This is a genomic window from Gemmatimonadaceae bacterium, assembly GCA_036273715.1.
GTDB lineage: Bacteria > Gemmatimonadota > Gemmatimonadetes > Gemmatimonadales > Gemmatimonadaceae > JADGGM01.
In genome coordinates this window covers 43,391-63,950 of sequence record DASUHB010000066.1, presented here as the reverse complement: position 1 = coordinate 63,950, position 20,560 = coordinate 43,391, and the positions used below count along the sequence as shown (strand labels likewise).

Annotated in this window: 20 protein-coding genes; 11 read left to right on the top strand and 9 right to left on the bottom strand. The window is 68.2% G+C overall.

All coding sequences use genetic code 11. The features are described 5' to 3' along the window. Positions 1-5: 5 nt before the first annotated feature. From VFW04_14920 to VFW04_14890, 7 genes are read right to left on the bottom strand one after another with little or no spacing between them, the layout of a single operon-like run. Positions 6-524, bottom strand: coding sequence for a hypothetical protein (locus VFW04_14920; GenBank protein ID HEX5180626.1), 519 nt, complete (start codon positions 522-524; stop codon positions 6-8). 45 nt (positions 525-569) lie between these two features. Continuing rightward, positions 570-1,379 carry a tryptophan synthase subunit alpha gene (gene trpA, locus VFW04_14915; protein HEX5180625.1) on the bottom strand — a complete coding sequence of 270 codons (810 nt, stop codon included), beginning with the start codon at positions 1,377-1,379 and terminating at the stop codon, positions 570-572. Then, complete coding sequence (locus tag VFW04_14910) at positions 1,348-2,844, bottom strand: HD domain-containing phosphohydrolase (GenBank protein ID HEX5180624.1); 1,497 nt, start codon at positions 2,842-2,844, stop codon at positions 1,348-1,350. The genes trpA and VFW04_14910 overlap by 32 nt, the downstream gene beginning before the upstream one ends. Continuing rightward, entirely contained in the window at positions 2,841-4,586 is a 1,746-nt protein-coding gene (locus VFW04_14905) for a HEAT repeat domain-containing protein (GenBank protein HEX5180623.1), read from the bottom strand. Before VFW04_14905 ends, VFW04_14910 begins: the two co-directional genes overlap by 4 nt. Further along, positions 4,583-5,773: a tryptophan synthase subunit beta gene (gene trpB / locus VFW04_14900; protein ID HEX5180622.1), complete on the bottom strand. Its 1,191-nt coding sequence runs from the start codon at positions 5,771-5,773 to the stop codon at positions 4,583-4,585. Before trpB ends, VFW04_14905 begins: the two co-directional genes overlap by 4 nt. Further along, the gene (locus tag VFW04_14895; protein ID HEX5180621.1) at positions 5,770-6,426 is read right to left on the bottom strand and encodes a phosphoribosylanthranilate isomerase; all 657 of its coding nucleotides are present in this window, start codon (positions 6,424-6,426) and stop codon (positions 5,770-5,772) included. Before VFW04_14895 ends, trpB begins: the two co-directional genes overlap by 4 nt. Further along, entirely contained in the window at positions 6,416-7,216 is an 801-nt protein-coding gene (locus VFW04_14890) for an indole-3-glycerol-phosphate synthase (GenBank protein ID HEX5180620.1), read from the bottom strand. Before VFW04_14890 ends, VFW04_14895 begins: the two co-directional genes overlap by 11 nt. Before the next feature lie 167 nt (positions 7,217-7,383). Here VFW04_14890 and lexA point away from each other — a divergent pair, with 167 nt between their 5' ends. Next, positions 7,384-7,992: a transcriptional repressor LexA gene (gene lexA, locus VFW04_14885; protein ID HEX5180619.1), complete on the top strand. Its 609-nt coding sequence runs from the start codon at positions 7,384-7,386 to the stop codon at positions 7,990-7,992. A gap of 2 nt (positions 7,993-7,994) precedes the next feature. On the opposite strand, the gene trpD is transcribed toward lexA, so the two are convergent. After that, on the bottom strand, positions 7,995-9,035 hold the full coding sequence (trpD, locus tag VFW04_14880; protein ID HEX5180618.1) for an anthranilate phosphoribosyltransferase: 1,041 nt from the start codon (positions 9,033-9,035) through the stop codon (positions 7,995-7,997). Beyond that, entirely contained in the window at positions 9,025-10,338 is a 1,314-nt protein-coding gene (locus VFW04_14875) for a GAF domain-containing protein (protein ID HEX5180617.1), read from the bottom strand. Before VFW04_14875 ends, trpD begins: the two co-directional genes overlap by 11 nt. A 141-nt stretch (positions 10,339-10,479) precedes the next feature. Here VFW04_14875 and truA point away from each other — a divergent pair, with 141 nt between their 5' ends. From truA to purL, 10 genes are read left to right on the top strand one after another with little or no spacing between them, the layout of a single operon-like run. After that, positions 10,480-11,256, top strand: coding sequence for a tRNA pseudouridine(38-40) synthase TruA (truA, locus tag VFW04_14870; GenBank protein ID HEX5180616.1), 777 nt, complete (start codon positions 10,480-10,482; stop codon positions 11,254-11,256). Beyond that, positions 11,253-11,921 (top strand): fructose-6-phosphate aldolase, encoded by a 669-nt coding sequence (gene fsa, locus VFW04_14865; protein HEX5180615.1) that lies wholly within the window; start codon positions 11,253-11,255, stop codon positions 11,919-11,921. Before truA ends, fsa begins: the two co-directional genes overlap by 4 nt. Beyond that, positions 11,921-13,354, top strand: a complete 1,434-nt coding sequence (locus VFW04_14860; GenBank protein ID HEX5180614.1) for a trypsin-like peptidase domain-containing protein — start codon at positions 11,921-11,923, stop codon at positions 13,352-13,354. The genes fsa and VFW04_14860 overlap by 1 nt, the downstream gene beginning before the upstream one ends. Continuing rightward, positions 13,351-14,790, top strand: coding sequence for an adenylosuccinate lyase (purB, locus tag VFW04_14855; protein HEX5180613.1), 1,440 nt, complete (start codon positions 13,351-13,353; stop codon positions 14,788-14,790). Before VFW04_14860 ends, purB begins: the two co-directional genes overlap by 4 nt. Beyond that, positions 14,787-15,713: a phosphoribosylaminoimidazolesuccinocarboxamide synthase gene (locus tag VFW04_14850; GenBank protein ID HEX5180612.1), complete on the top strand. Its 927-nt coding sequence runs from the start codon at positions 14,787-14,789 to the stop codon at positions 15,711-15,713. The genes purB and VFW04_14850 overlap by 4 nt, the downstream gene beginning before the upstream one ends. Beyond that, entirely contained in the window at positions 15,710-16,360 is a 651-nt protein-coding gene (locus VFW04_14845; GenBank protein HEX5180611.1) for a phosphatidylserine decarboxylase family protein, read from the top strand. Before VFW04_14850 ends, VFW04_14845 begins: the two co-directional genes overlap by 4 nt. Then, on the top strand, positions 16,357-17,256 hold the full coding sequence (gene pssA, locus VFW04_14840; protein HEX5180610.1) for a CDP-diacylglycerol--serine O-phosphatidyltransferase: 900 nt from the start codon (positions 16,357-16,359) through the stop codon (positions 17,254-17,256). Before VFW04_14845 ends, pssA begins: the two co-directional genes overlap by 4 nt. Next, positions 17,253-17,513: a phosphoribosylformylglycinamidine synthase subunit PurS gene (gene purS, locus VFW04_14835; GenBank protein HEX5180609.1), complete on the top strand. Its 261-nt coding sequence runs from the start codon at positions 17,253-17,255 to the stop codon at positions 17,511-17,513. Before pssA ends, purS begins: the two co-directional genes overlap by 4 nt. Beyond that, positions 17,510-18,202 (top strand): phosphoribosylformylglycinamidine synthase subunit PurQ, encoded by a 693-nt coding sequence (gene purQ / locus VFW04_14830; protein ID HEX5180608.1) that lies wholly within the window; start codon positions 17,510-17,512, stop codon positions 18,200-18,202. The genes purS and purQ overlap by 4 nt, the downstream gene beginning before the upstream one ends. Continuing rightward, on the top strand, positions 18,199-20,559 hold the full coding sequence (purL, locus tag VFW04_14825) for a phosphoribosylformylglycinamidine synthase subunit PurL (GenBank protein ID HEX5180607.1): 2,361 nt from the start codon (positions 18,199-18,201) through the stop codon (positions 20,557-20,559). Before purQ ends, purL begins: the two co-directional genes overlap by 4 nt. The last annotated feature ends 1 nt before the right edge of the window (position 20,560 follow it).

Here is a 20,560-nt window from a genome sequence, read left to right as displayed (position 1 = left end):
GCGCGTCACTGCGCGCCGTTCCACGCCGTGAACGGCCGCGGTGTGACGAACGGCCGTCCGACCTCGATCACGATGTCGGTGTGGTTCCCGAGCGCGATGGCCCGCGGGTCCCCGGTGTACGGCGTCCCGTTTACCCACACCCGCATCTGCTCGCCCGCTGCGAGCTCGGCGCTCGCCGCCTCCGTCCGGCTCAGCGGCTGCACCCACACGTCGAAGAAGTTACCTAACGTGAACGATCGGTTCACCGGCGCTTCAATGTGGATGATGCCGTCCGGCGTGTGCGTGTGCAGCCAGTAGAGGCACGGGACGTCGTGCGGCCGGCCCACGTCGTACGGCACGTCCACCGGCGTCCCGTGATCATAGATCGCCAGATGCTGGTGAATGTGGATGCGCTGTCCCTCGAGCGCGTCGCAGGCGATGCCATCGATGGGTTGGCCGCGTGGGTGCGCGTACTGCGCCGATGCGGACACCGTGACCAGCGAGGCGAGCGCGAGCGCGCCCAGGAGCGAGAGGCGGACAATCATGGCATCGATGGGATTCGGGGGAGATGCGTTAGGCCGACCGGCAGGTCATCCACGGACGCCGGCGTCGAGCGCGGCGCGGAGCGATGCGACGAACGCCGCCGCCGCGTCCACGCTCTCGCCCGCGCGTCGAACCAGCGCGCTGCCCACCGCGACGCCATCGGCCAGGCGTCCGACGGCCACCGCCTGCTCCGGCCGGGCGATGCCGAAGCCGACACAGATCGGCAGCGACGTCGCGGAGCGGAGGCGAGCAACGGTGGCCGGCAGATCGGCCGGGATGTCGTCCCGCGCGCCGGTGACGCCTAACCGACTGATGAGATAGACGAACCCGCTGCCGTGTCGCGCGATGTCGGCCATGCGCGCTGCGGGCGTCGTCGGCGCCACGAGCCGGACGAACGCGAGCGGCCCGGCCGCAATCCGCGCCTCTCGCTCAGGATCGGCGCCCACCGGGAGATCGGTGAGCAGCAACCCGCTCGCTCCAGCCCGGGCCGCGCGAACGAGCGCGTCCCGGCCTGCCGCCAGCAGCGGATTGAGATACGTGAACACGACGGTCGGAACTTCGACAGCCGCTTCGCTGATGAGCTCGAGCGCTCCGTCGAACGTCATGCCATTGGCGAGCGCCGTTTGCGAGCTGGCCTGGATGGTGGGACCGTCGGCCAACGGATCCGAGAACGGCACACCGACTTCGATGATGTCGGCGCCGGCGCGCGCGATGGCGCGAATCAGCGCCAGCGATCGCGCGCGGTCCGGGTGTCCTGCGGTGATGTAGGCAACGAGTGCTTTGCGCCGCTGCTCGGCCAGCGCGGCGAAGGTATGAGCGATCGGGTCAGATGTAGTAGTCGCTGACGCGGATACCATAGCGGTCGGGATCTGCCACCTTGATGATCGTGCGCTTGAACACGCCGCCTGCATCCCGTTCCGTGAGATCCACGAGCGTGCCCGGGAAGAGCACGTTGCCGCGCTCGTCGCTGACGACCTTTACGATAGGGCGCGAGATCGAATCCGGGGAGGGGCTGGCCGCATGAACCAGCGCGAGCTCGAACGTATCGAGCACGACCAGCGTGCCCACCGGATAGTGGCCGACGAGACTCATGAACGCTTTCACCAGCACCTGGTCCATGCCGCGGCGCGGGTTGACGCGCATCTCCTGGAGCACGTCGGCGGGCGTGAGCGGCACGGTCTGGTAGACGCGCCGCGACGTGGCGGCGTCGAACGCATCGGACACGGCCACCACTTTGCTGTAGATGCTCAGCTCGCGAGGCCTAACGTGGCGCGGATAGCCGCTCAGGTCCGTCTTCTTGTGGTGCTCGAACGCGACGACCATGGCGCGGTAGGGGATGTCGTTCTGGCCGCGCATCTGGAAGAGCTGCAGCACGCCCATCCACGGGTGGTTGCACACCATCCGCCACTCGTCTTCGTCGAGCGAGCCGGGTTTGTTGAGAATCTCGAGCGGCACGCGCGCCTTGCCGACATCGTGCATCAACGCGCCCACGCCCAGATCGTACAGCTGGAGCCTGGTGAGACCGAGCTTGCGTCCTAACGCCACCGAGAAAATGCAGACGTTCACGCTGTGCGTGAACGTGTACTCGTCGTAGTCGCGCAGCGTCGTCAGCCCGATGAGCGACGTCTCTTCGTTCAGGATCTGGTCGACGATGCCCTGCACCACGCGCTTGATCTTCTTGATGTTCGGGCTCCGGCCCATGCGCACGGAGTTGATGACATCCTTCGTCACCGAGACCGACTGCGCGTAGGTGCGCTTCGCGGCTTCCTTGGCCTGCATCTGGCTGGCGGCGTCGGCCGCGTCGGCCGCCGAGAACGGTCCGAGCTCGAAGACGCCGACGTTGGCATCGGCGAGCTTCGTGCCTAACGCATGCAGGCGCTCGTCCGGATCGCCCTGCTCCGGCTGCTGCAGCACCGTCAGGAACACCACCCAGTCGCGCGTCGACGTGTCGCCCCGCACCCGGCATACGCCGGCGCCCGATTCCCGAAAGGCGGAGATGATGCGGCTGAACGTCGCGTAGTTGTCCAGGTCGAGCCGGAGGCGCGTGCCGTTGATGAAGATGAATTCGCCGGTCACGCGGATGTCCACGTCCCGCTCGCGTCGCCACACGTCGTTGGTGAGACGGACGAGATCCTCGAGCGCCTTCTGCACCACCGGGTTGTCGGGCGGATACATCTTGACCGTACGGAGCGCGCCGTACATCGCCATGAGCAGCTCGCGTCCCACCTTGCGGATGTAGCCGTCGCTGCCCCGCTCGCCGATTTCCGGCATCGGCGGCGCGAAGCCGGCGCGAGCGGCCGGCACCGGTTGCGCGCTCGTCACGCCGCGCCTCCGCGCAGCGCCTTGTTGATGGCGCTGCGGACGCGCACGTCCTTGTCGTCGGCGGCCTTGCGCAGCACTTCGAACGCCTGGTCGGATCCGATGCGGCCTAACGCCATCGCCGCGCACGCGCGCAGCTCCGGATCCACGCGCAGGCGCAGCAGCGCGCTGCGCCCGTTGAGCAGCGCATCCAGCTGCGGAATGCCCGCATCGCCGGCCAGCATGCCGTACGCCTCGAAGTACGTCATCTTCTCGGTGAGGTCGGCATCCTTGACGGCGTTTCCCTTCACCACCGCTTCCACCTTGGGCAGGGCCGCGCGGTGGCCGCGCGTGCTCAGCGTCCGTACGGCCGTGAGGCGGACCTCGCGGTCCGAGTCATCGAGCGCCGATTCGAGCGCGCGCAGCGCGCCGGGCGACCCGATCTCCGACAGCGCCTGCACTGCGCCTAACCGGCGGCCCACGCTCTGATGCGACAGGCATTTGAGCAGATGGCCGACGGCCGCCGGCGTCTTGAGGTCGGCCGCGCGCCGCATCGCTTCGACCGCCACCTGCTCATCGTCGGCCGCGATCAGCTTGAGCAGCTCGGCCGTGTTGGACGAGGCGAGCCGGGCCGCCGTGCGCTCGAGCATCGTGCGCAACTCGGGGCGCTGTGTCTGCTTGAGCCCCGAGAGGATGGTGCCTAACGTATCGCCCTGCAGCTGCTCGAACAGCGCGTCGAGGTCCTCTTGCGGAGGCACCACTGTCGCATCGTTGAGCGCCGCCAACAGTTGCGACAATACCGTCGGACTGCTGATGAGCCCCGGCAGGGCCTGGAGCCTCGCCCGGTGGGCCGGCAGGAGATCGCCGGCGCGCGACACCACGACCGATGCCTCGCGCAACAACGCCGCGACGGCGCCGTAGTCGCCGGCCGCGAGCAGGTGCGGCATGAGCTGCTCGAGAATCGTGCAGACTTCCTCGCGCACCTCGGGCGAGGGCTGCGTCTCCGCAATGTCGAACAGAATGCCGAGCACGTTGCGCCGAAGATTGAGCGTCTGCTCTTTCTGCACCGCCTCGCGCAGATAATCGATTTCCTGCTCGTCGAGGAAGTACAGCGACCCGTCGAGGTCCTCCATCTTGACGAAGCCGTTCTGGTCGGTCTGGCTCGCCACGTCGTTCTGAATGTCGGCCACCGGAATGACCGGCGGCGGATGCGACGGATCGCTCGCCGCGGCGGCCGCCGCTTCGGCCGCTTCGACCACATCGGCGCCCATGCCCTCGCTGATGTCGATGAAGCGGTAGCGCAGGTACGCGAACTCCTGCTCCCAGAGCAGCGTCAGCAGATCGTCTTCATCGGGCGATGCCTTACGCACCCGCTGCATGATGTCGAGCAGGGTGGCGACCTCGTCCTGCTCGAACCCCTGCATGATCGTCAGCTCGCGCAGACCGTCTTTGTAGAACACCCACGGCAGACTCTCCGACCGCGAGCTCTCGTGGTGGACGCTGCGGCCCATCCACCGGAACTCGGACTCGGAGATCTGCAGCACCAGCTCCGTCGTGACCTCCCACATGGGGACGAAGGACGCGCGCAAGCCGTCGATCGACCGCTGGTAGATCGGATTGTTGGGCAGGTAGAGCTGGTGCGTCTTCACGGCGCGCACGAAATGCCTAACGAACTCCTCGACCAGCTGCGGCGAGAACGGCGGCTCGGGGAGCGATGGGTCGGCGGTCAGCCCGGCGGCCCCGGCCGAGAGCGACGTGGCGGTCACGCGTCCACGGCCGCGAGGAGCTCGCTCACTTGCGTCGCGTCCTTGTCCCCGCGACCGCTCACGCAGATGAGCACCGGCGCGTCTTCCGCCCAACGGCCGCGCTGAGACGCGACCCACGCCACCGCATGCGCCGTCTCGAGCGCCGGAATGATCCCCTCGAGGCGGCTCAACGTCTGGAAACCGTCGAGCGCCTGGGCGTCCGTCACCGAGACGTACATCGCGCGGCCCGAATCCTTGAGGTGTGAGTGCTCGGGCCCAACACCCGGATAATCCAGGCCGGCCGATATCGAGTGGGCCGGATGCACCTGGCCGTGTTCGTCCTGCAGCAGATAACTGAGCGATCCGTGCAGCACGCCGGGCGTGCCGCGGGACAGGGATGCGGAGTGACGCTCGGTCTCGAGCCCCTCGCCCGCCGCCTCGACGCCAACCAGCTCCACCTCGCGATCAGGAACGAACGCGTGAAAGATGCCCATCGCGTTCGATCCGCCGCCGACACACGCCACGACGGTCGCCGGCAATCGGCCAGCCCGCTCGAGCATTTGCGCGCGCGCCTCTGTACCGATCACCGATTGCAGGTCGCGCACGATGCGCGGATAGGGAGCCGGCCCGACCACCGAGCCAATGATGTAATGGCTATCAGTCACGTTCGTTACCCAGTCGCGAATCGCTTCGCTCGTGGCATCCTTCAACGTCCTCGTCCCGGACGTCACCGGACGCACTTCCGCGCCCATCAGCTTCATCCGGAAGACATTCAGCGCCTGGCGCCGCATGTCCTCCTCGCCCATGTACACCACACACTCGAGACCGAACCGCGCGCACACCGTCGCCGTTGCCACGCCGTGCTGACCGGCGCCGGTCTCGGCGATGATCCGCCGCTTGCCCATCCGCCGGGCGAGCATCGCTTGGCCGACGGTGTTGTTGATCTTGTGGGCGCCCGTGTGGTTGAGGTCTTCCCGTTTGAGGTAGACGGGTGCTCCAACCAGCGCGGAGAAGCGCGGCGCATCGCTCAACGAGGATGGACGACCGACGTAGGTGCAGAGCAAACTGTTCAGCTCGGCCCGAAATCCTCTGTCGGCCATCGCGCGATCGTACTCTTCCTCGAGTTGGTCGAGGGCTGGGACGAGGGTCTCGGGCACATAGCGCCCGCCAAAGACTCCGAAGCGATCCTGTCGTTCCACGATGGTCATAGGCGTTGGCTCTCGAGTAGGACGGCGCGCGCGAAGGCGCTCATCAGTTCGCGGTCTTTCACCCCGCGCGTGCGCTCGATGCCGGACGACACGTCGACGACATCGGGATGGAAGGTGCGAACGGCCGCGGCCACGTTCGCCGGCGTGAGTCCCCCGGCGATGATGAACGTGCTGCGGCGTGGATGCGCATGAGCGGGAAACGCGCTCCAGTCGAAGGCGACGCCCGCTCCGCCCAGGCTTCCCGCCGCTGCGGCATCGAGCAGGATGCCATCGGCCACGCCATCGAGCTCGGCGATGCGGTGTGCGGCGGCGTCGGCGTCGGCCACGCGGACCACGGCCCAGACGGCTGTCGGCGACTCGAGAGCCTGACGCAGCGCGCGCACGGTGTCCGGCGCCGGCCCGTCGTGCAGCTGCGCTACGTCTAACCGGAGACGGCGCGACAGGTCGGCGATCTCGTCGACACGTTGCGGGCCGAACACCGCCGCGCGCTTGACGCCGGGCGTCAACGCGTCGAGCACGAGCGCCGCTCGCGCCGCATCGAGGCGTCGGGGGCCGCTGGCGAGCACTACCCCCGCGTAGCCGGCGCCCAACGGTCCGACCAACGCGGCGTCTAACGGACGGGTGAGACCGCAGAACTTGATGTCAACCGCCACGTGCACTCCGTCGCACCGTTGTCAGGGCCCGCACTGCCGCGACGGGGTCTGCCGCCGCGGAAATGCTCGAGCCGACGAGCACGGCGTCGGCGCCGCTCGCCGACGCGCGTTCGACATCGGACACATCCCGCACGCCGCTCTCCGCGATCGCGATGCAGTCCGGTGGAACCAGCGGCACGAGTGCTGCGCCGACCTCGGGTTCGATGATCAGCGTTTCGAGATCGCGATTGTTGACGCCGATCACCCGGGCGCCCGAGGCGAGCGCCCGCTCGAGCTCGGCCGCGCTGCGCACTTCGACCAGCGGCTCGAGTTGCAGCGAACGAGCGAACGCGACAAGCCGCCGAAGCGCGTCGGGCGCCAGCGCCCTGGCGATCAAGAGCGCTGCCGCCGCACCGGCGGCGCGCGCTTCGAGCAGCTGCACTTCATCCACGTGAAAGTCTTTCCTGAGGAGGGGCGCGCCGTCGGCGACTGCCGAGCGCGCCGAGCGGAGGTCGTCGAGCGAGCCGGCAAAGTGCAGCGGTTCCGTTAGGACCGAGATTGCCGCCGCGCCGCCCTCGACGTACGCCGACGCCTGCGCGGCGGCCGATAGCGATGGATTGATCGCTCCCTTGGACGGCGAGCGTCGTTTCACTTCCGCGATGACCGATACCGTTGGGCGCCGCAGTGCCGCGAGAAACGACGGCGCACCCGGCGCATCCGCCGCCGCCCGCTCGAGCGCAGCAACGAGCGCGCGGTCGGCGCGGAGCCGTTCGACGCGTTCATACGCCTCGGCGACGATTCCGCCCAACACACCGGTAGGCGGGGTCCAGATACTAAAGGATGGGGAGGCTTGCACTTCGGTCGATGTTCGGCTATTGTCCAATTCGGAGTTCATTCGGGACGGACGGCTAGGATCGGCACGCTCGAGGGCGGGCACGCCGGTGCCTCCAACAAACTGGTCTCTCACGCGGGGACAGCATGGCGCTCACGAAGCGGCAACGGGAGATCCTCACCTACCTCGGCGCGTACGCGGAGCAGAACGGCTACGCGCCGAGCTTCGAGGAAATCGCGCGACAGTTCAACTATAACTCGCTGGCCACGGTGCACGAGCACCTCACGAATCTCGAGCGCAAGGGGTACATCAAGCGCGCGTACAACGAAAGCCGCGCGATCGAGATTCTACCATCGGATGCGTATCCGCGCGCGGTCGAGCTGCCGTTGTTGGGCAGCGTGGCCGCCGGCATGCCGATCGAGGCGATCGAGGTGAACGAGACGGTGAGTGTTCCCGAGTCGTTCATTGGGCGCGCGGGCAATCACTTCGTGCTGCGCGTCCGAGGCAACTCGATGATCGACGAGCAGATTCGGGACGGCGATTTCGTCGTGATCAACGAGCGACACGCGGCCGACAACGGCGACACGGTGATTGCGCTCATCGACAACGCGGCGGCCACGGTCAAGAAGTTTTATCGCGAGCGCGACGGGCGCATTCGCCTGCAGCCGGCGAACGAGACGATGTCGCCGATTTACGTTCACGAGAACGACGTGACCATCCAAGGCGTCGTGGTGGGCGTGCTCAGGCGCTATTAGCGTTAGGCGCGGCGGCTGGCGGCGCGGAGGCGTTCGAGGGCCGCGGCGCCCACCCCGTCGCGCAGGGCCGCCTCCGCCTGGCGGAGGGCGTCTCCAAACGACGGCGCCCGCGCCGAGACGTAAATCGCGGCGGCGGCATTGAGCATCACCGCTCTGGACGCGGCGCCCGTGCCGCGGCCGCCGATGATCCGCTCGATGATTTCCGCGTTGTCGTGCGGCGAGCCGCCGGCCAAGTCCGCGACCGTCTGCGACGCCGACGGCGGAGCCTCGATGGTCGGCTCGAGCTTCCAGCGCGTTTCGACTTTCCCGTCGCGCACCTCGAGCACGTCGGTGCATCCGATCGGCGACATCTCATCCATGCCCGGCTCGCCGTACACGACGAGCGCGTGGCGGCTTCCTAACGCAGCCAGCGCCGCCGAGAGGAGCTCCAGCCGCGCCGGATCGGAGACCCCCACCACCTGCCGCCCCGCCGATGCCGGATTGGCGAGCGGACCCACCATGTTCATGAGCGTGCCGATCGCCAGCTCGCTCCGCACGTGCCCCACGTGCTTCATCGCCGGATGCATGCGCGGCGCGAACATGAACACGATCCCCGCCGATTCCAGCGTCCGCTGCATCGCCTCCACCGACTGCGCGATGTCGACGCCTAACGCTTCCAGCACGTCGGCGCTGCCGGATCGCGTCGTGAACGACCGATTGCCGTGCTTCGCGATGCGCACGCCCGCGCCCGCCGCCACCAATGCGGCGGCGGTCGAGATGTTGAACGTCGTCACCTTCCCGCCGCCCGTGCCACAGGTGTCGACCAACGCATCGGGGTCGTCCACCGGAAGCCGTACCATCACCGCGCGGAGCGCGCGCGCGGCGCCGGCGATCTCCGCAGGAGTTTCGCCCTTCACGCGCAGCCCCATCAGCATCGCGCCCACCTGCGATGCCGTGGCGTCGCCGCGCATGATCACATCGAACGCGGCGGCGGTCTCGTCCTCCGTCAGCGAGTGATGGTCGGCCAGCTGCCGCAGCGCGTGCGCCAGTGCGTCAGTGGACACCGATCGTCTCGAACAACCGTTCGCGCAGCGCCGCGTGCGACGCGACGAGCGAGATCACGAGCGCCAGCAGACGCACGCGCTCCACATCCTCGTCCATGAACACACCGCGCTGGACGCGATTGGTGAGATTGACCACGCCGACCAGGTCGTCGTGATAGACTAACGGAAAGCTGATGAACGAGCCCGTCGTGAAGTACTCGTCCCCGATGAGCGGATGGCCGCGCGCCTGCGCGACGTCGGTGACCAACACGGGCTGCCGGCTCGCTGCGACTTTGCCCGACACCCCAACGCCCATCGCGATGCGCTTGCCCTCGGTCACGTCCGGCGAGAGTCCCTTGGCCGCCGCGATGTACAACTCCTGCGCATCGGGCACGCGCAGCACGAGCGAGCAGCGTTGGGCCTGCATGTCATCGCCCACGAGCGCTAGGAGTCCGTCGGCGAGCTGGCGCGGATCGGCGGTCGATGCATCGAGGGACAACACGCGATCGATGAGATAGAGCGTGCGCGTTTTCTGACGCAGGGTCTCGCTGCGGCGGTGCAGCTCGACGTGCGCCTGCTCGAGCTGCCCAACGGCGGCGGCCACCTGCCCTTCCACGGCCTCGGCGCGTCGCGTGGCGCGGCGCGCATCCTCGCGTGCGCGCGCGGCCTCCGCCTCGAGCGCGACGAGCCGCGCCGGCTCGACGACGCTCGCGTTTGCCGGGGTGTTGCGCGCCTCCGCGAGGTCGCTCTCCAGTCGCGCGAGGTGTTTCACGTATTCGCCGTGCACGCGCTGCGTGACATCCTCGAGCGTGCGCACCGCTTCATTGCGTGCCTCGTGCTCGGAGAATCGCGCGAAGGCGAGCTCGAACAGCGCGACGTACGGTGCGAATCGCTCTACGACGCGGGTCCCGAAAAACCGGCGCGGTTCGTAGAGCACGACGATCGTATTGAGATGGCCGTCCACGAGAATGCCGCGCAGCGCGAGCAACCCTTCTTCGTTCAGCGCATGCTCGAGGCCGAAGAAGCGCGCGAATTCATCGGACTCATCGCCGGCATCGGCGAACTGGCCGCCGGCGTTGATCGTCGCGCGCAGGCGCGCCGGCAGGTGATCGAACGTCGTATCCACCCGCGCACGGAGCACGCGTCCGTTCTCCGGCGTCCGTTTCTCGGTGAAAAGCTGGCGCCGCATGTCGAACGAGAGCAGGACGAGATGCGTCGACCGATCGATTTCCGCCAACGCCTCGCCCAACGCCACGAAGGCGGCGTCCAGGTCCGAGGCTGCACCGAGCGCGTGCGCCAGGGACGCAAGTGTACGTGGAGGCATGTGGTCGGGTGAGCCGCGGCGAGACGGGGCTGTGACGCTTGAGCGGGTTCGTCAAACTAGAGGCGTAGGTATCGAACTGTCAATCGGTTCGCTCTCTCCATCTCGCTTGACACCAGAGGGCACGCGGATAGTTTCCGTGGCATGCCGGAGCGCACCGTGCAACTGGTGCTGCACTACGATGGCGCCGGGTTCGCCGGATGGCAGCGACAGCCGCGCGAGCGCACCGTGCAAGGGGAGCTCGAGGACGCGTTGGGCCACATTTGTGCGCGACCCGTGGCCGCGCTCGGCGCCGGCCGAACCGATGCGGGCGTGCACGCACGCGGCCAGGCGGTCGGAGTCCGAGTTCCGGAGCGGTGGACCCCGTCGGCGCTCAGACGCGCGCTGAATGGCGTGCTGCCGCGGGACGTGTGGGTGGCCGCGGTGCACGAGATGGCGCCGGCCTTTCACGCACGCTTCGATGCCAAATCGAGACGGTACAGCTATTACATCGGCACTGACGACGCCGCGCGCTCGCCCTTTCGCCGCCGCGTCGAGTGGGCGCTCGACCGCGAGCTCGACTTGCGAATTCTCGCCATGAGCGCCGCGGCGCTGTTAGGCGAGCACTGCTTTCGCGCGTTCGCCGTGAAAGGCACCGCGCCCGAGCGCGACGCCCATCGCTGCACCATCACGCGCGCCGAGTGGCGCGAACGTCCCGGCGGCCTCGTGTTCGAGATCGAAGCCAACCGGTTTCTGCACCACATGGTGCGCCTGCTCGTGGGCACGATGGCCGATGCCGCGAGCGGGCGCCGCGATCCGGACTCCGTGTCCCTTCTGTTAGGCGCGAGCGACAATCGCGAAACGTCCGCGCCCGCGCCGCCGCATGCGCTGTTTCTCGAAGCGGTCACCTATCCGCACGACCTTTATTCGACCACGGCATGAGACTGTTTCTCGATACTGCGAATCTGGATGAGATCCAGTGGGCGCTCGCCACGGGGCTCATCGATGGAGTGACCACCAACCCGACGCTCATCGCGCGCGAGCTCGACGGCGATGATCCGACCGAGCACGTCACGGCAATAGCGCGCGCGGTCTCCGGACCGGTGACCGTGCAGGTGATCTCGTCCGACGCCGAGGGCATCTATCGCGAGGCCCGCGATCTGGCGCGCATCGGCGACAACGTGGTGGTCGAGATTCCGATGGTCGAGGACGGCCTGGTGGCGATGCGGCGCCTCGTGCCCGAAGGCGCGATCGTGAACATGACGCTCGTGTTCACCGCGGCGCAGGCGCTGCTCGCGGCCAAAGCGGGCGCCGCGTACGTGAGCCCGTTCATCGGCCGCCTGGACGACGCCGGCGGCGATGGCGGCGCGCTCGTCGCCGACATCCGGGCGATGTTCGACCGCTTCGCGCCCGAGTGCGAGATCCTCGCGTCCTCGGTGCGCAGCCCGCGGCGGCTCGTCGATGCGGTCAAGTTAGGCGCGGATGCAGCCGCCGTTCCGCCGGCCGTGCTGCGCGCGATGCTGGTGCACCCGCTCACCGACGTCGGGCTTCAGGGCTTCCTGCGGGACTGGGGCACGCGGTTAGGCGTGGCCCGGAGTGACGCCTGATGCGCGCCTGGTCCGTGCTCGCGGTCGCCGCCGCCGCCGCGGCGTGCCGCGGCGACGCCCGGCCGAACGGCAACGCGGCGCCGCCCTCGTCCGTCGCCACGGCGCTGCAGGTGGAGAGCGCCAACGCCGCGACCCGCGTCGATTCCATCGACCCGCGCCGCCGCACCCTGCTCACCGATGCCGTCGCCAAGGTGTCGCCCGCCGTGGTCACGGTGCAGACCGAGGTCGTGCAGAACGCGCCCGTCGATCCATTCGATGCCTTCTTCGGCGGGGGCGGCGGCGGCCAGCGCGTGCTGCAGGGACTCGGCACCGGGTTCATCGTGCGGTCCGACGGCGTCATCGTCACCAACGCGCACGTGGTCAACGACGCGAAAACGATTTCGGTCGCCCTGCGCGACGGCACGCCCTATCGAGCGCGCCTCGTCGGCAAGGACGAAACCAACGACATCGCCGTCCTCAAGATCGACGCCAAGAACCTGCCCGTCGCCGAGCTCGGCAACTCCGACAGTCTGCTCATCGGCGAATGGGCCATCGCGATCGGCAACCCGTACGGATTCTATCTCGGCAATTCCGAACCGAGCGTCACCACGGGCGTCATCAGCGGCACCGGCCGCAACCTGGCGTCGCCTAACGAAGGCAGCGCCACCTACGTCGACATGATCCAGACCGACGCGGCCATCAACCACGGCAACTCCGGCGGCCCGCTGGTCGATGCGGTCGGTGAAGTGATCGGCATGAACAGCTCGATCTTTTCGCCGTCCGGCGGGTCCGTCGGACTCGGCTTCGCGATCCCGATCAATCGCGTCAAGCGCGTGATGGAAGACCTGCTGCTCCATGGCGTGGTCCGGCAGCCGTGGTTAGGCATCAGGCTCGTGCTGCCCGAAACCAACAGCCCGCTCGGCGCGCTCCGGTTCGGCGTCAACGTCCGCGCCGTGGTGCCCGGCTCGCCCGCGGCCGCCGCGGGCATCAAAGCGGGCGATACGCTCGTGCGGGCCGGGAGCCGCGTGCTCCACAATCCCTTCGACTGGGAAGCCGAGAAGCTCGACCTGCGCGTCGGCGAACGCGTGCAGTTGACGGTCAAGCGCGGCGAGCGGGAATTCCCGGTGACCGTCACCGTCGCGTCGCTGCCCGACGAGAGCGCGCCCAAGGTGCAGGTGCTCAAGGAGCTGGAGCTCGTGACCGTCACCCCGGCGATCCGCGCCGAGCGCGGGATTCGGAGCTCGCACGGCGCGCTCATCTATCAGGTGAGCCCGCGCGTCTCCGATGACCTGGGCATCGCCAAAGGCGACGTGATCGTGCAAATCAACCAGCTGCCGATCGAGAATGCGCAGGATGTGCAGAAGGCGTTGAACGCCCTCGCCGGACGGAGCGTGATCCACATGTACTTCGAGCGCGGAGGCCAGATCTACACCACCGACTTCATGGTGCGATGAGCGACGCGACGCGGTATACCTCACCGCTCGCCCAACGCTACGCGTCCCGCGCCATGCTCACACTGTGGTCGCCGCAGGAGCGGCACGCGCTGTGGCGCCGCCTGTGGCTGGCGCTCGCCGAAGCGCAGCAGGAGTTAGGCGTGACGGCGGTGACCGACGAGGGGCTCGCCCAGATGCGCGCCCACCTCGACGACATCGACTTCGATGCCGCCGCGGCCTTCGAGCGCCGGTTCCGGCACGATGTAATGGCGCACGTCCACGCCTTCGGCGCCGTCGCGCCAAAGGCGCGCGCCTTCATTCACCTCGGCGCCACGAGCGCGTTCATCACCGACAACGCCGATCTCATCCTCATGCGGCGCGGACTCGCGCTGCTGCGCGTCGAAATCGTCGCCGTACTGCGCGCGCTCGCCGCGTTCGCCGAACACTGGCGCCAAGAGCCGACGCTGGCGTACACGCACCTCCAACCGGCGCAGCTGACCACCGTCGGCAAGCGAGCGACGCTGTGGATGCAGGACCTGGTGCTCGACCTCGCCGATCTCGATCACCGCGCGGCGACGCTGCCGTTGCGCGGCGTCAAAGGCACGACGGGCACGCAGGCGAGTTTTCTCGAGCTGTTCGACGGCGACCACGACAAGGTGCTGCGCCTCGAACGGCTCGTGGTTCGCCGGTTAGGCTTCGATCACGTCCTGCCGGTGACCGGACAGACCTACAGCCGCAAGCTCGATGCGATGGTCCTCGGCGTAGTGGCCGGCATTGCGGCGAGCGCGGCGAAATTCGCCGGCGATGTCCGCGTGCTGCAGTCGTTCGGCGAAATCGAAGAGCCGTTCGAGACCGAGCAGATCGGCTCGTCGGCCATGGCCTACAAGCGCAACCCGATGCGCGCCGAACGGATTTCGTCGCTCGCCCGGTTCGTGATCTCCATCGAGGAGAACGCGAACCTGACGCACGGCGCGCAGTTCTTCGAACGCACGTTGGACGACAGCGCCAACCGGCGACTGGTGATTCCCGAGTCGTTTCTGGCGGTGGATGCGATTCTGTTGTTGATGGCCAACATCGCGTCGGGCCTGGAGGTCCACCCGGCGCGCATCCAGCGCCGCGTGGCCGACGAGCTGCCCTTCATGGCGACCGAAGCGCTCATCGTGCAGAGTGTGCAGGCGGGCGGCGATCGCCAGGCGGCGCACGAGCGCATCCGCCGTCACAGCCTGGCGGCGGCGCAAGCCGTGAAGGACGGGGCGCCGCGCAACGATCTGTTCGAGCGCCTCGCCGCCGATGCCGATGCCGGCCTTTCGCCTAACGACCTGCGCGAGGCCGGGGATCCGGCTCGCTATCTGGGACGCGCGCCCCGCCAGGTCGACGAATTTCTGCGCGACGTGATCGCGCCCATCCTTGCTGCCGCGCCCGCGGCCGCCCCCGATGCCGAGGAGCCCCGCGTATGACGCCGATGGTCTCGAGCGATCTCCCCCTGCGGCGCCTGGGCCGCGGCAAAGTGCGCGACATCTACGAGGTCGATGCCTCGCGCCTGCTGCTCGTGGCGACCGATCGTGTGAGCGCATTCGACGTCGTGATGCGAGAAACGATTCCCTTCAAGGGCGCCGTGCTCACGCAGTTGAGCGCGTGGTGGTTCGGCAAGGTCGCGGACGTCGTGCCGACGCATCTCATCACGGCGCGCACATCGGACATCGTGCGTCTGGTGCCCGCTCTCGACTCGTTTCGGAGCATGCTCGCCGGACGCGCGATGCTCTGCCGCCGCGCGGCGGTCATCCCGATCGAGTGTGTCATTCGAGGATATATTTCGGGCTCGGCGTGGAAGGAGTACGCGGCATCGGGCACCCTGGCCGGCGAGCCGCTGCCCAAGGGGCTTCGCGAGAGCGACCGGTTGGCGGAGCCGATCTTCAGTCCCGCCACCAAGGCCGAAACGGGACACGATGAAAACATCACCGTGAGCCGCATGCGGCAAATCGTCGGTGCAGACGTCGGTGCGGAGCTCGAGCGGCTCACCCGCGCGATTTTCGCGCGCGGCAGCGCGATCGCCGAGAACCGTGGGATCATCGTGGCCGACACCAAGCTCGAGTTCGGCCGCGGCGCCGATGGGTCGATCGTGTTGATCGACGAGCTGCTCACGCCCGACAGTTCGCGCTTCTGGCCCGCCGATTCGTACGCGCCCGGCGGCCCGCAGAAGAGCTTCGACAAGCAGCCTCTGCGCGACTATCTCGACGGCGAGCGCCGCGCGCGCCGGTGGAACGGCGAAGCGCCGGCACCCGCGCTCCCGGATGACGTGGTCCGCGCCACCAGCGCCCGGTATCTCGATGCGTATCGTCGCCTAACGGGAGAGTCGCTCGACGTGAGCGAATTGCAATGAGCTTCGCGCGCGAAGGCACGGTGTTCATCCTCGGCGGCGCCGCGGCGGTCGTGATCGTGTTTGCGCTGGCGCTGGCGTTTCGATCGTGGCCGCTGTGGGTGGCGGGCATTCTCGTGCTCATCATCGCGATCTGGGTCGCGTACTTCTTTCGCGATCCCGAGCGCGTCGGCCCGCGCGGCGATCGCCTCGTGATCGCACCCGCCGACGGTCGCGTCGTGATGATCACGCCCGTCGAGGAGCCGGACTTCGTGCACGGACGCGCCATCCGTATTTCGATCTTCATGAACATTTTCAACGTGCACGTGAACCGATATCCGGTGAACGGCACGGTGGCGTACGAACACTACAATCCCGGCAAGTTCCTCAACGCCGCCGCGGAGAAGGCGAGCCTGGAGAACGAGCAGATGTCAGTGGGCATCAACGGCGGGTCGCACAAGGTGCTGGTGCGCCAGATCGCCGGACTCATCGCACGCCGCATCGCGACGTATGCCAAGCTCGGCGCGCCGGCCGTGCAGGGCGAGCGCATGGGCATCATCCGCTTCGGCTCGCGGGTGGACGTGTTCGTGCCGCCCGACGCGACCATCCGCACGCGCGTCGGCGAGCGTCCCGTAGCCGGCGTGACGGTGCTCGCGGAGCTGCCGCAGTGAGACCGGCGATTCCCCGCCCCGACATGCGCCGCGCCGTGGTGCTGCTGCCTAACGGATTCACGTTGGGCAACCTGTTGTTCGGCGTGCTGGCGATCACCGCCGCCTCGCGGGGCGACTTCGAGTGGGCGGGCTGGTTCGTCGTCTTCGGCGGCGTCATGGACACGCTCGATGGTCGCGTGGCGCGCATGACGCGAACGTCCAGCCGATTCGGCGTCGAGCTCGATTCGTTGGTCGATGCGGTCACGTTCGGCGTGGCGCCCGCATTCATCATGTACTTCGCGGCGCTCAACCACGACAACCTGGGCGTCTTCGTCTGCTTCATCTACATCGCCTGCGCGGTGATGCGGCTGGCGCGCTTCAACATCGAACAGGGCGGCCGGGCGAAAACGCAGTTCCACGGCCTGCCCAGCCCCGCGGCCGGCATGACGCTCGCCACCTACTGGTGGTTCAGCCAGACGAGCTTGTTCAACCTGGTGAGCGGCTGGCCGTGGCACACGGTGCTCCTGGCCGTGATGCTCGTGCTGAGCTTTCTCATGATCAGCCACGTGCTCTATCCGGCGCCGCCGAACATCAGCCTGCGCAAACCGGGCACGATCGTGCTCGGCGCCGCCTTCATCGCCGCCATCGTGCTGGTGATCATCGACCACAAGCGCTACGCCTTTCCGGCGATGGTCGCGTACGTCGCCTACGGGCTGCTCCGGACCTTTGTGTTAGGCGTCTTCGACCGCGTGCCGAGCACCGATCCGCTGATGGACGACGACGAGGAAGAAGAGACCGCGCGGCCCATCGAGCTCGCCGAGCATCCGCACCGGCGGCGGCGCCGCCGCCGCCGCGGCCCTCCGTTAGGCGACCAAATCCATCCGTTCAGCCCGGGGTCCGAAGAGGAGCGTGAATGAGCCGCTATAGAGTGTCCGTGCACATCGTGCCGCGGAAAGGTATTCTCGATCCGCAGGGCAAGGCCGTGGCCGACGCCCTGCACACGCTCGGCTTTCGCGACGTCGAGGACGCGCGCATCGGCCGCCACGTCGTGCTCGACGTCGCCGCGCGCACGCCCGACGCCGCCGGCGACGCCGTTCGCCAGATGTGCGAGCGCCTGCTCGCCAACCCCGTCACCGAAGACTACGAGATCGCGCGCGTCGAGGGCTTGTCGTGAAGTTCGGCGTCGTCACCTTCCCCGGCTCCAACTGCGACTACGACGCGTTTCACGCCGTGGCCGACGTGTTGGGCGAGCACGCCGTCTATCTCTGGCACAAGGATCACGACCTCCAGGGCGTGGATGTCGTGATCCTGCCCGGCGGCTTCTCGTACGGCGACTACCTGCGCGCCGGCGCCATCGCGCGCTTCAGCCCGATCATGCGTGAGGTCGCGGCGCACGCGCGCCGCGGTGGTCCTGTGCTCGCGGTGTGCAACGGATTCCAGATCGCGTGTGAAGCAGGCCTCCTGCCGGGCGCGCTGCTCCGCAACGCCAGCCTCTCGTTTCTCGGCCAATTCGTGCGAGTGCGCGTCGAGAACATCGACACGATGTTCACCAATCGGTATGCGCCGGGACAGATCCTGCGCATCCCGATCGCCCACGGCGAAGGCCGCTTTACCGCCGACGAGGACACACTGAACCGACTCGAAGGCGAAGGACAAGTAGCGTTCCGGTACGTGAACGCGGACGGCCGGCTCGACGCGGAATCGAACCCGAACGGCTCCCAGCGCGCAATCGCCGGCATCGTGAGCGCCGAAGGCAACGTGATGGGTCTCATGCCGCACCCCGAGCGCGCCGTGGAATCGCTGGTCGGATCGAACGACGGGTTGGGTATATTTCAATCAATGCTCGCTCGAGTATCCGCGTGACCGACGTCGACCGGCGCACTCCGCCCGCAACCGCCACAGGCCACGCGCGCGCCGTGGAACCGCGCCCCGGCGATCCGGCCATCACGCCGGCGCTCGTCGCCGAGCACGGGCTCACCGCCGACGAGTACGACCGCCTCGTGCGCATGCTGGGCCGCGAGCCCACGTTCACCGAGTTAGGCATCGTGAGCGCGCTGTGGAACGAGCACTGCTCCTACAAGCATTCGCGACCCGTGCTCAGAACGCTGCCCACCGAGGCGCCGTACGTCCTGCAGGGCCCGGGAGAAAACGCCGGCGTGATCGCGATCGGCGACGGCCTCGCGGTGGCGTTCAAGATCGAGTCGCACAACCACCCGTCGGCCGTCGAGCCGTATCAGGGCGCGGCCACGGGTGTCGGCGGTATTCTGCGCGACGTGTTCACCATGGGCGCGCGGCCGATCGCGATGCTCGATTCGCTCCGGTTCGGCTCGCTCGACTCGCCGCGCCAACGCTATCTGTTCGGCGGCGTCGTGAAAGGCATCGGCGATTACGGCAACTGCGTCGGCATTCCGACGGTGGCGGGCGACGTGGTGTTCGACGACGCGTACGAAGGCAATCCGCTCGTGAACGCGATGTGCGTCGGGCTCATGCACGAGCGCGATCTCATTCGCGCCAAAGCCGAAGGCGTGGGCAATCCGATCATGGCGGTGGGCGCGCGTACGGGTCGCGACGGGATTCACGGCGCGTCCTTCGCTTCCGAAGATCTCTCGGCGGCCAGCGATGCGAAGCGTCCGCGTGTGCAGGTCGGCGACCCGTTCACCGAGAAGCTGCTGCTCGAGGCGAGCCTCGAGCTCATTCACAGCGGGCACATCGTCGCGATTCAGGACATGGGCGCTGCCGGCCTAACGTCGTCGTCGGCCGAGATGGCGGCGCGCGGCGATGTCGGTGTCACCATCGACGTGACGCGCGTTCCGGTGCGCGAAGAAGGCATGACGCCGTACGAAATCCTGCTGAGCGAATCGCAGGAGCGCATGCTCGTGGTCGCGAAGCAGGGACACGAGCGCGCGGTGCGCGACATTCTCGCCAAATGGGATCTCGCGGCCGAGGTGATCGGCGAAGTGATTGCCGAGCCGGTGTATCGCGTCACCGAAGGCGCGCGCGTGGTGGCCGAGTTTCCCGGCTCGCGGTTGGTCACCGACTGCCCCGTCTACACGCCGCCGGCGGCGGAGAGCGCATCCATTCGCGCTCTGCGCGAGCGCGACGTGCACGCGATCGCCGAACGTCCCGAAGAGCGCGATCCGGTGTGGACGCTCGAGCGTCTGCTGTCGTCGCCGACGATCGCGAGCAAGCGGTGGGCGTACCGCCAGTACGACACGACCGTCCGGACGAACACCGTGGTGTCGCCCGGTGAGGGCGACGCGGCGGTGATGCGTCTCCGCGGGACCGACAAGGCGATCGCGATGAAGACGGACGGCAACGGCCGGTATGTGTACCTCGATCCGCGTACCGGCGGCCGCATCGCGGTTGCGGAAGCCGCGCGCAACGTCGCGTGCGTCGGCGCGCGGCCGATGGCGATCACCAACTGCCTCAACTTCGGCAACCCGCGCCGGCCCGAGGTGTTCTACCAGTTTCGCGAAACAGTAGCCGGTATGGCCGAGTCGTGCCGAGCGTTAGGCACGCCGGTGACGGGCGGCAACGTGTCGCTCTACAACGAGAGCCCGACGGGCGCGGTCTATCCGACGCCGATCATCGGCATGGTGGGTTTGGTGGATTCGCTTTCGCACGTCACGCGCTCCGCGTTCCACGTGGATGGCGACGCGATCGTGCTGTTGGGCGAGCCGACCGATGAGATCGGCGCGAGCGAATATCTCGCGCGTGTGCACGGCGTGGTGGCCGGTGCGCCGCCCGCCTGCGATCTCGCGCGCGAGCGCGCGCTGATCGACGTGCTGCTGGAGGCGATTGCGGGCGGCGCGGTGCACACCGCCCACGACTGCAGCGACGGCGGCCTGGCGGTGGCGCTCGCCGAGTGCGCCATCGGCGACGCCGAGCGTCCGTTAGGCGCCGACATCGACCTGACGCGATGGAGCGGCCTGCCGCTGCGGGCGCTGCTCTTCGGCGAGGCGCAGGGGCGCATCGTCGTGAGCACCGCGGCGCCGGACCGCGTGGTCGAGGCCGCACGCGCACGCGGCGTCCCCGCGGCGCGTATCGGCACGGTGCGTGCAGCGGCACAGGCCCTCGAGATTCGTGTCGGCACCCGGAGCTTCACGGCGCCGCTCGCGCGTCTCGCGGGCGCGTACCACGACGCGATTCCACGCATCATGTCGCGGGCGACCGGCGAGACGGCCGTGCTGGAGCAACACCCTCAACCATCGGCATCGTAAT

Coding starts and splice junctions, on each gene's coding strand:
- VFW04_14850 (HEX5180612.1), top strand. CDS start 14,787: ATGACGCCGATGGTCTCGAGCGATCTCCCCCTGCGGCGCCTGGGCCGC.
- trpA (HEX5180625.1), bottom strand. CDS start 1,379: ATGGTATCCGCGTCAGCGACTACTACATCTGACCCGATCGCTCATACC.
- fsa (HEX5180615.1), top strand. CDS start 11,253: ATGAGACTGTTTCTCGATACTGCGAATCTGGATGAGATCCAGTGGGCG.
- VFW04_14920 (HEX5180626.1), bottom strand. CDS start 524: ATGATTGTCCGCCTCTCGCTCCTGGGCGCGCTCGCGCTCGCCTCGCTG.
- purB (HEX5180613.1), top strand. CDS start 13,351: ATGAGCGACGCGACGCGGTATACCTCACCGCTCGCCCAACGCTACGCG.
- truA (HEX5180616.1), top strand. CDS start 10,480: ATGCCGGAGCGCACCGTGCAACTGGTGCTGCACTACGATGGCGCCGGG.
- VFW04_14860 (HEX5180614.1), top strand. CDS start 11,921: ATGCGCGCCTGGTCCGTGCTCGCGGTCGCCGCCGCCGCCGCGGCGTGC.
- VFW04_14845 (HEX5180611.1), top strand. CDS start 15,710: ATGAGCTTCGCGCGCGAAGGCACGGTGTTCATCCTCGGCGGCGCCGCG.
- purS (HEX5180609.1), top strand. CDS start 17,253: ATGAGCCGCTATAGAGTGTCCGTGCACATCGTGCCGCGGAAAGGTATT.
- trpB (HEX5180622.1), bottom strand. CDS start 5,773: ATGACCATCGTGGAACGACAGGATCGCTTCGGAGTCTTTGGCGGGCGC.
- lexA (HEX5180619.1), top strand. CDS start 7,384: ATGGCGCTCACGAAGCGGCAACGGGAGATCCTCACCTACCTCGGCGCG.
- VFW04_14875 (HEX5180617.1), bottom strand. CDS start 10,338: ATGCCTCCACGTACACTTGCGTCCCTGGCGCACGCGCTCGGTGCAGCC.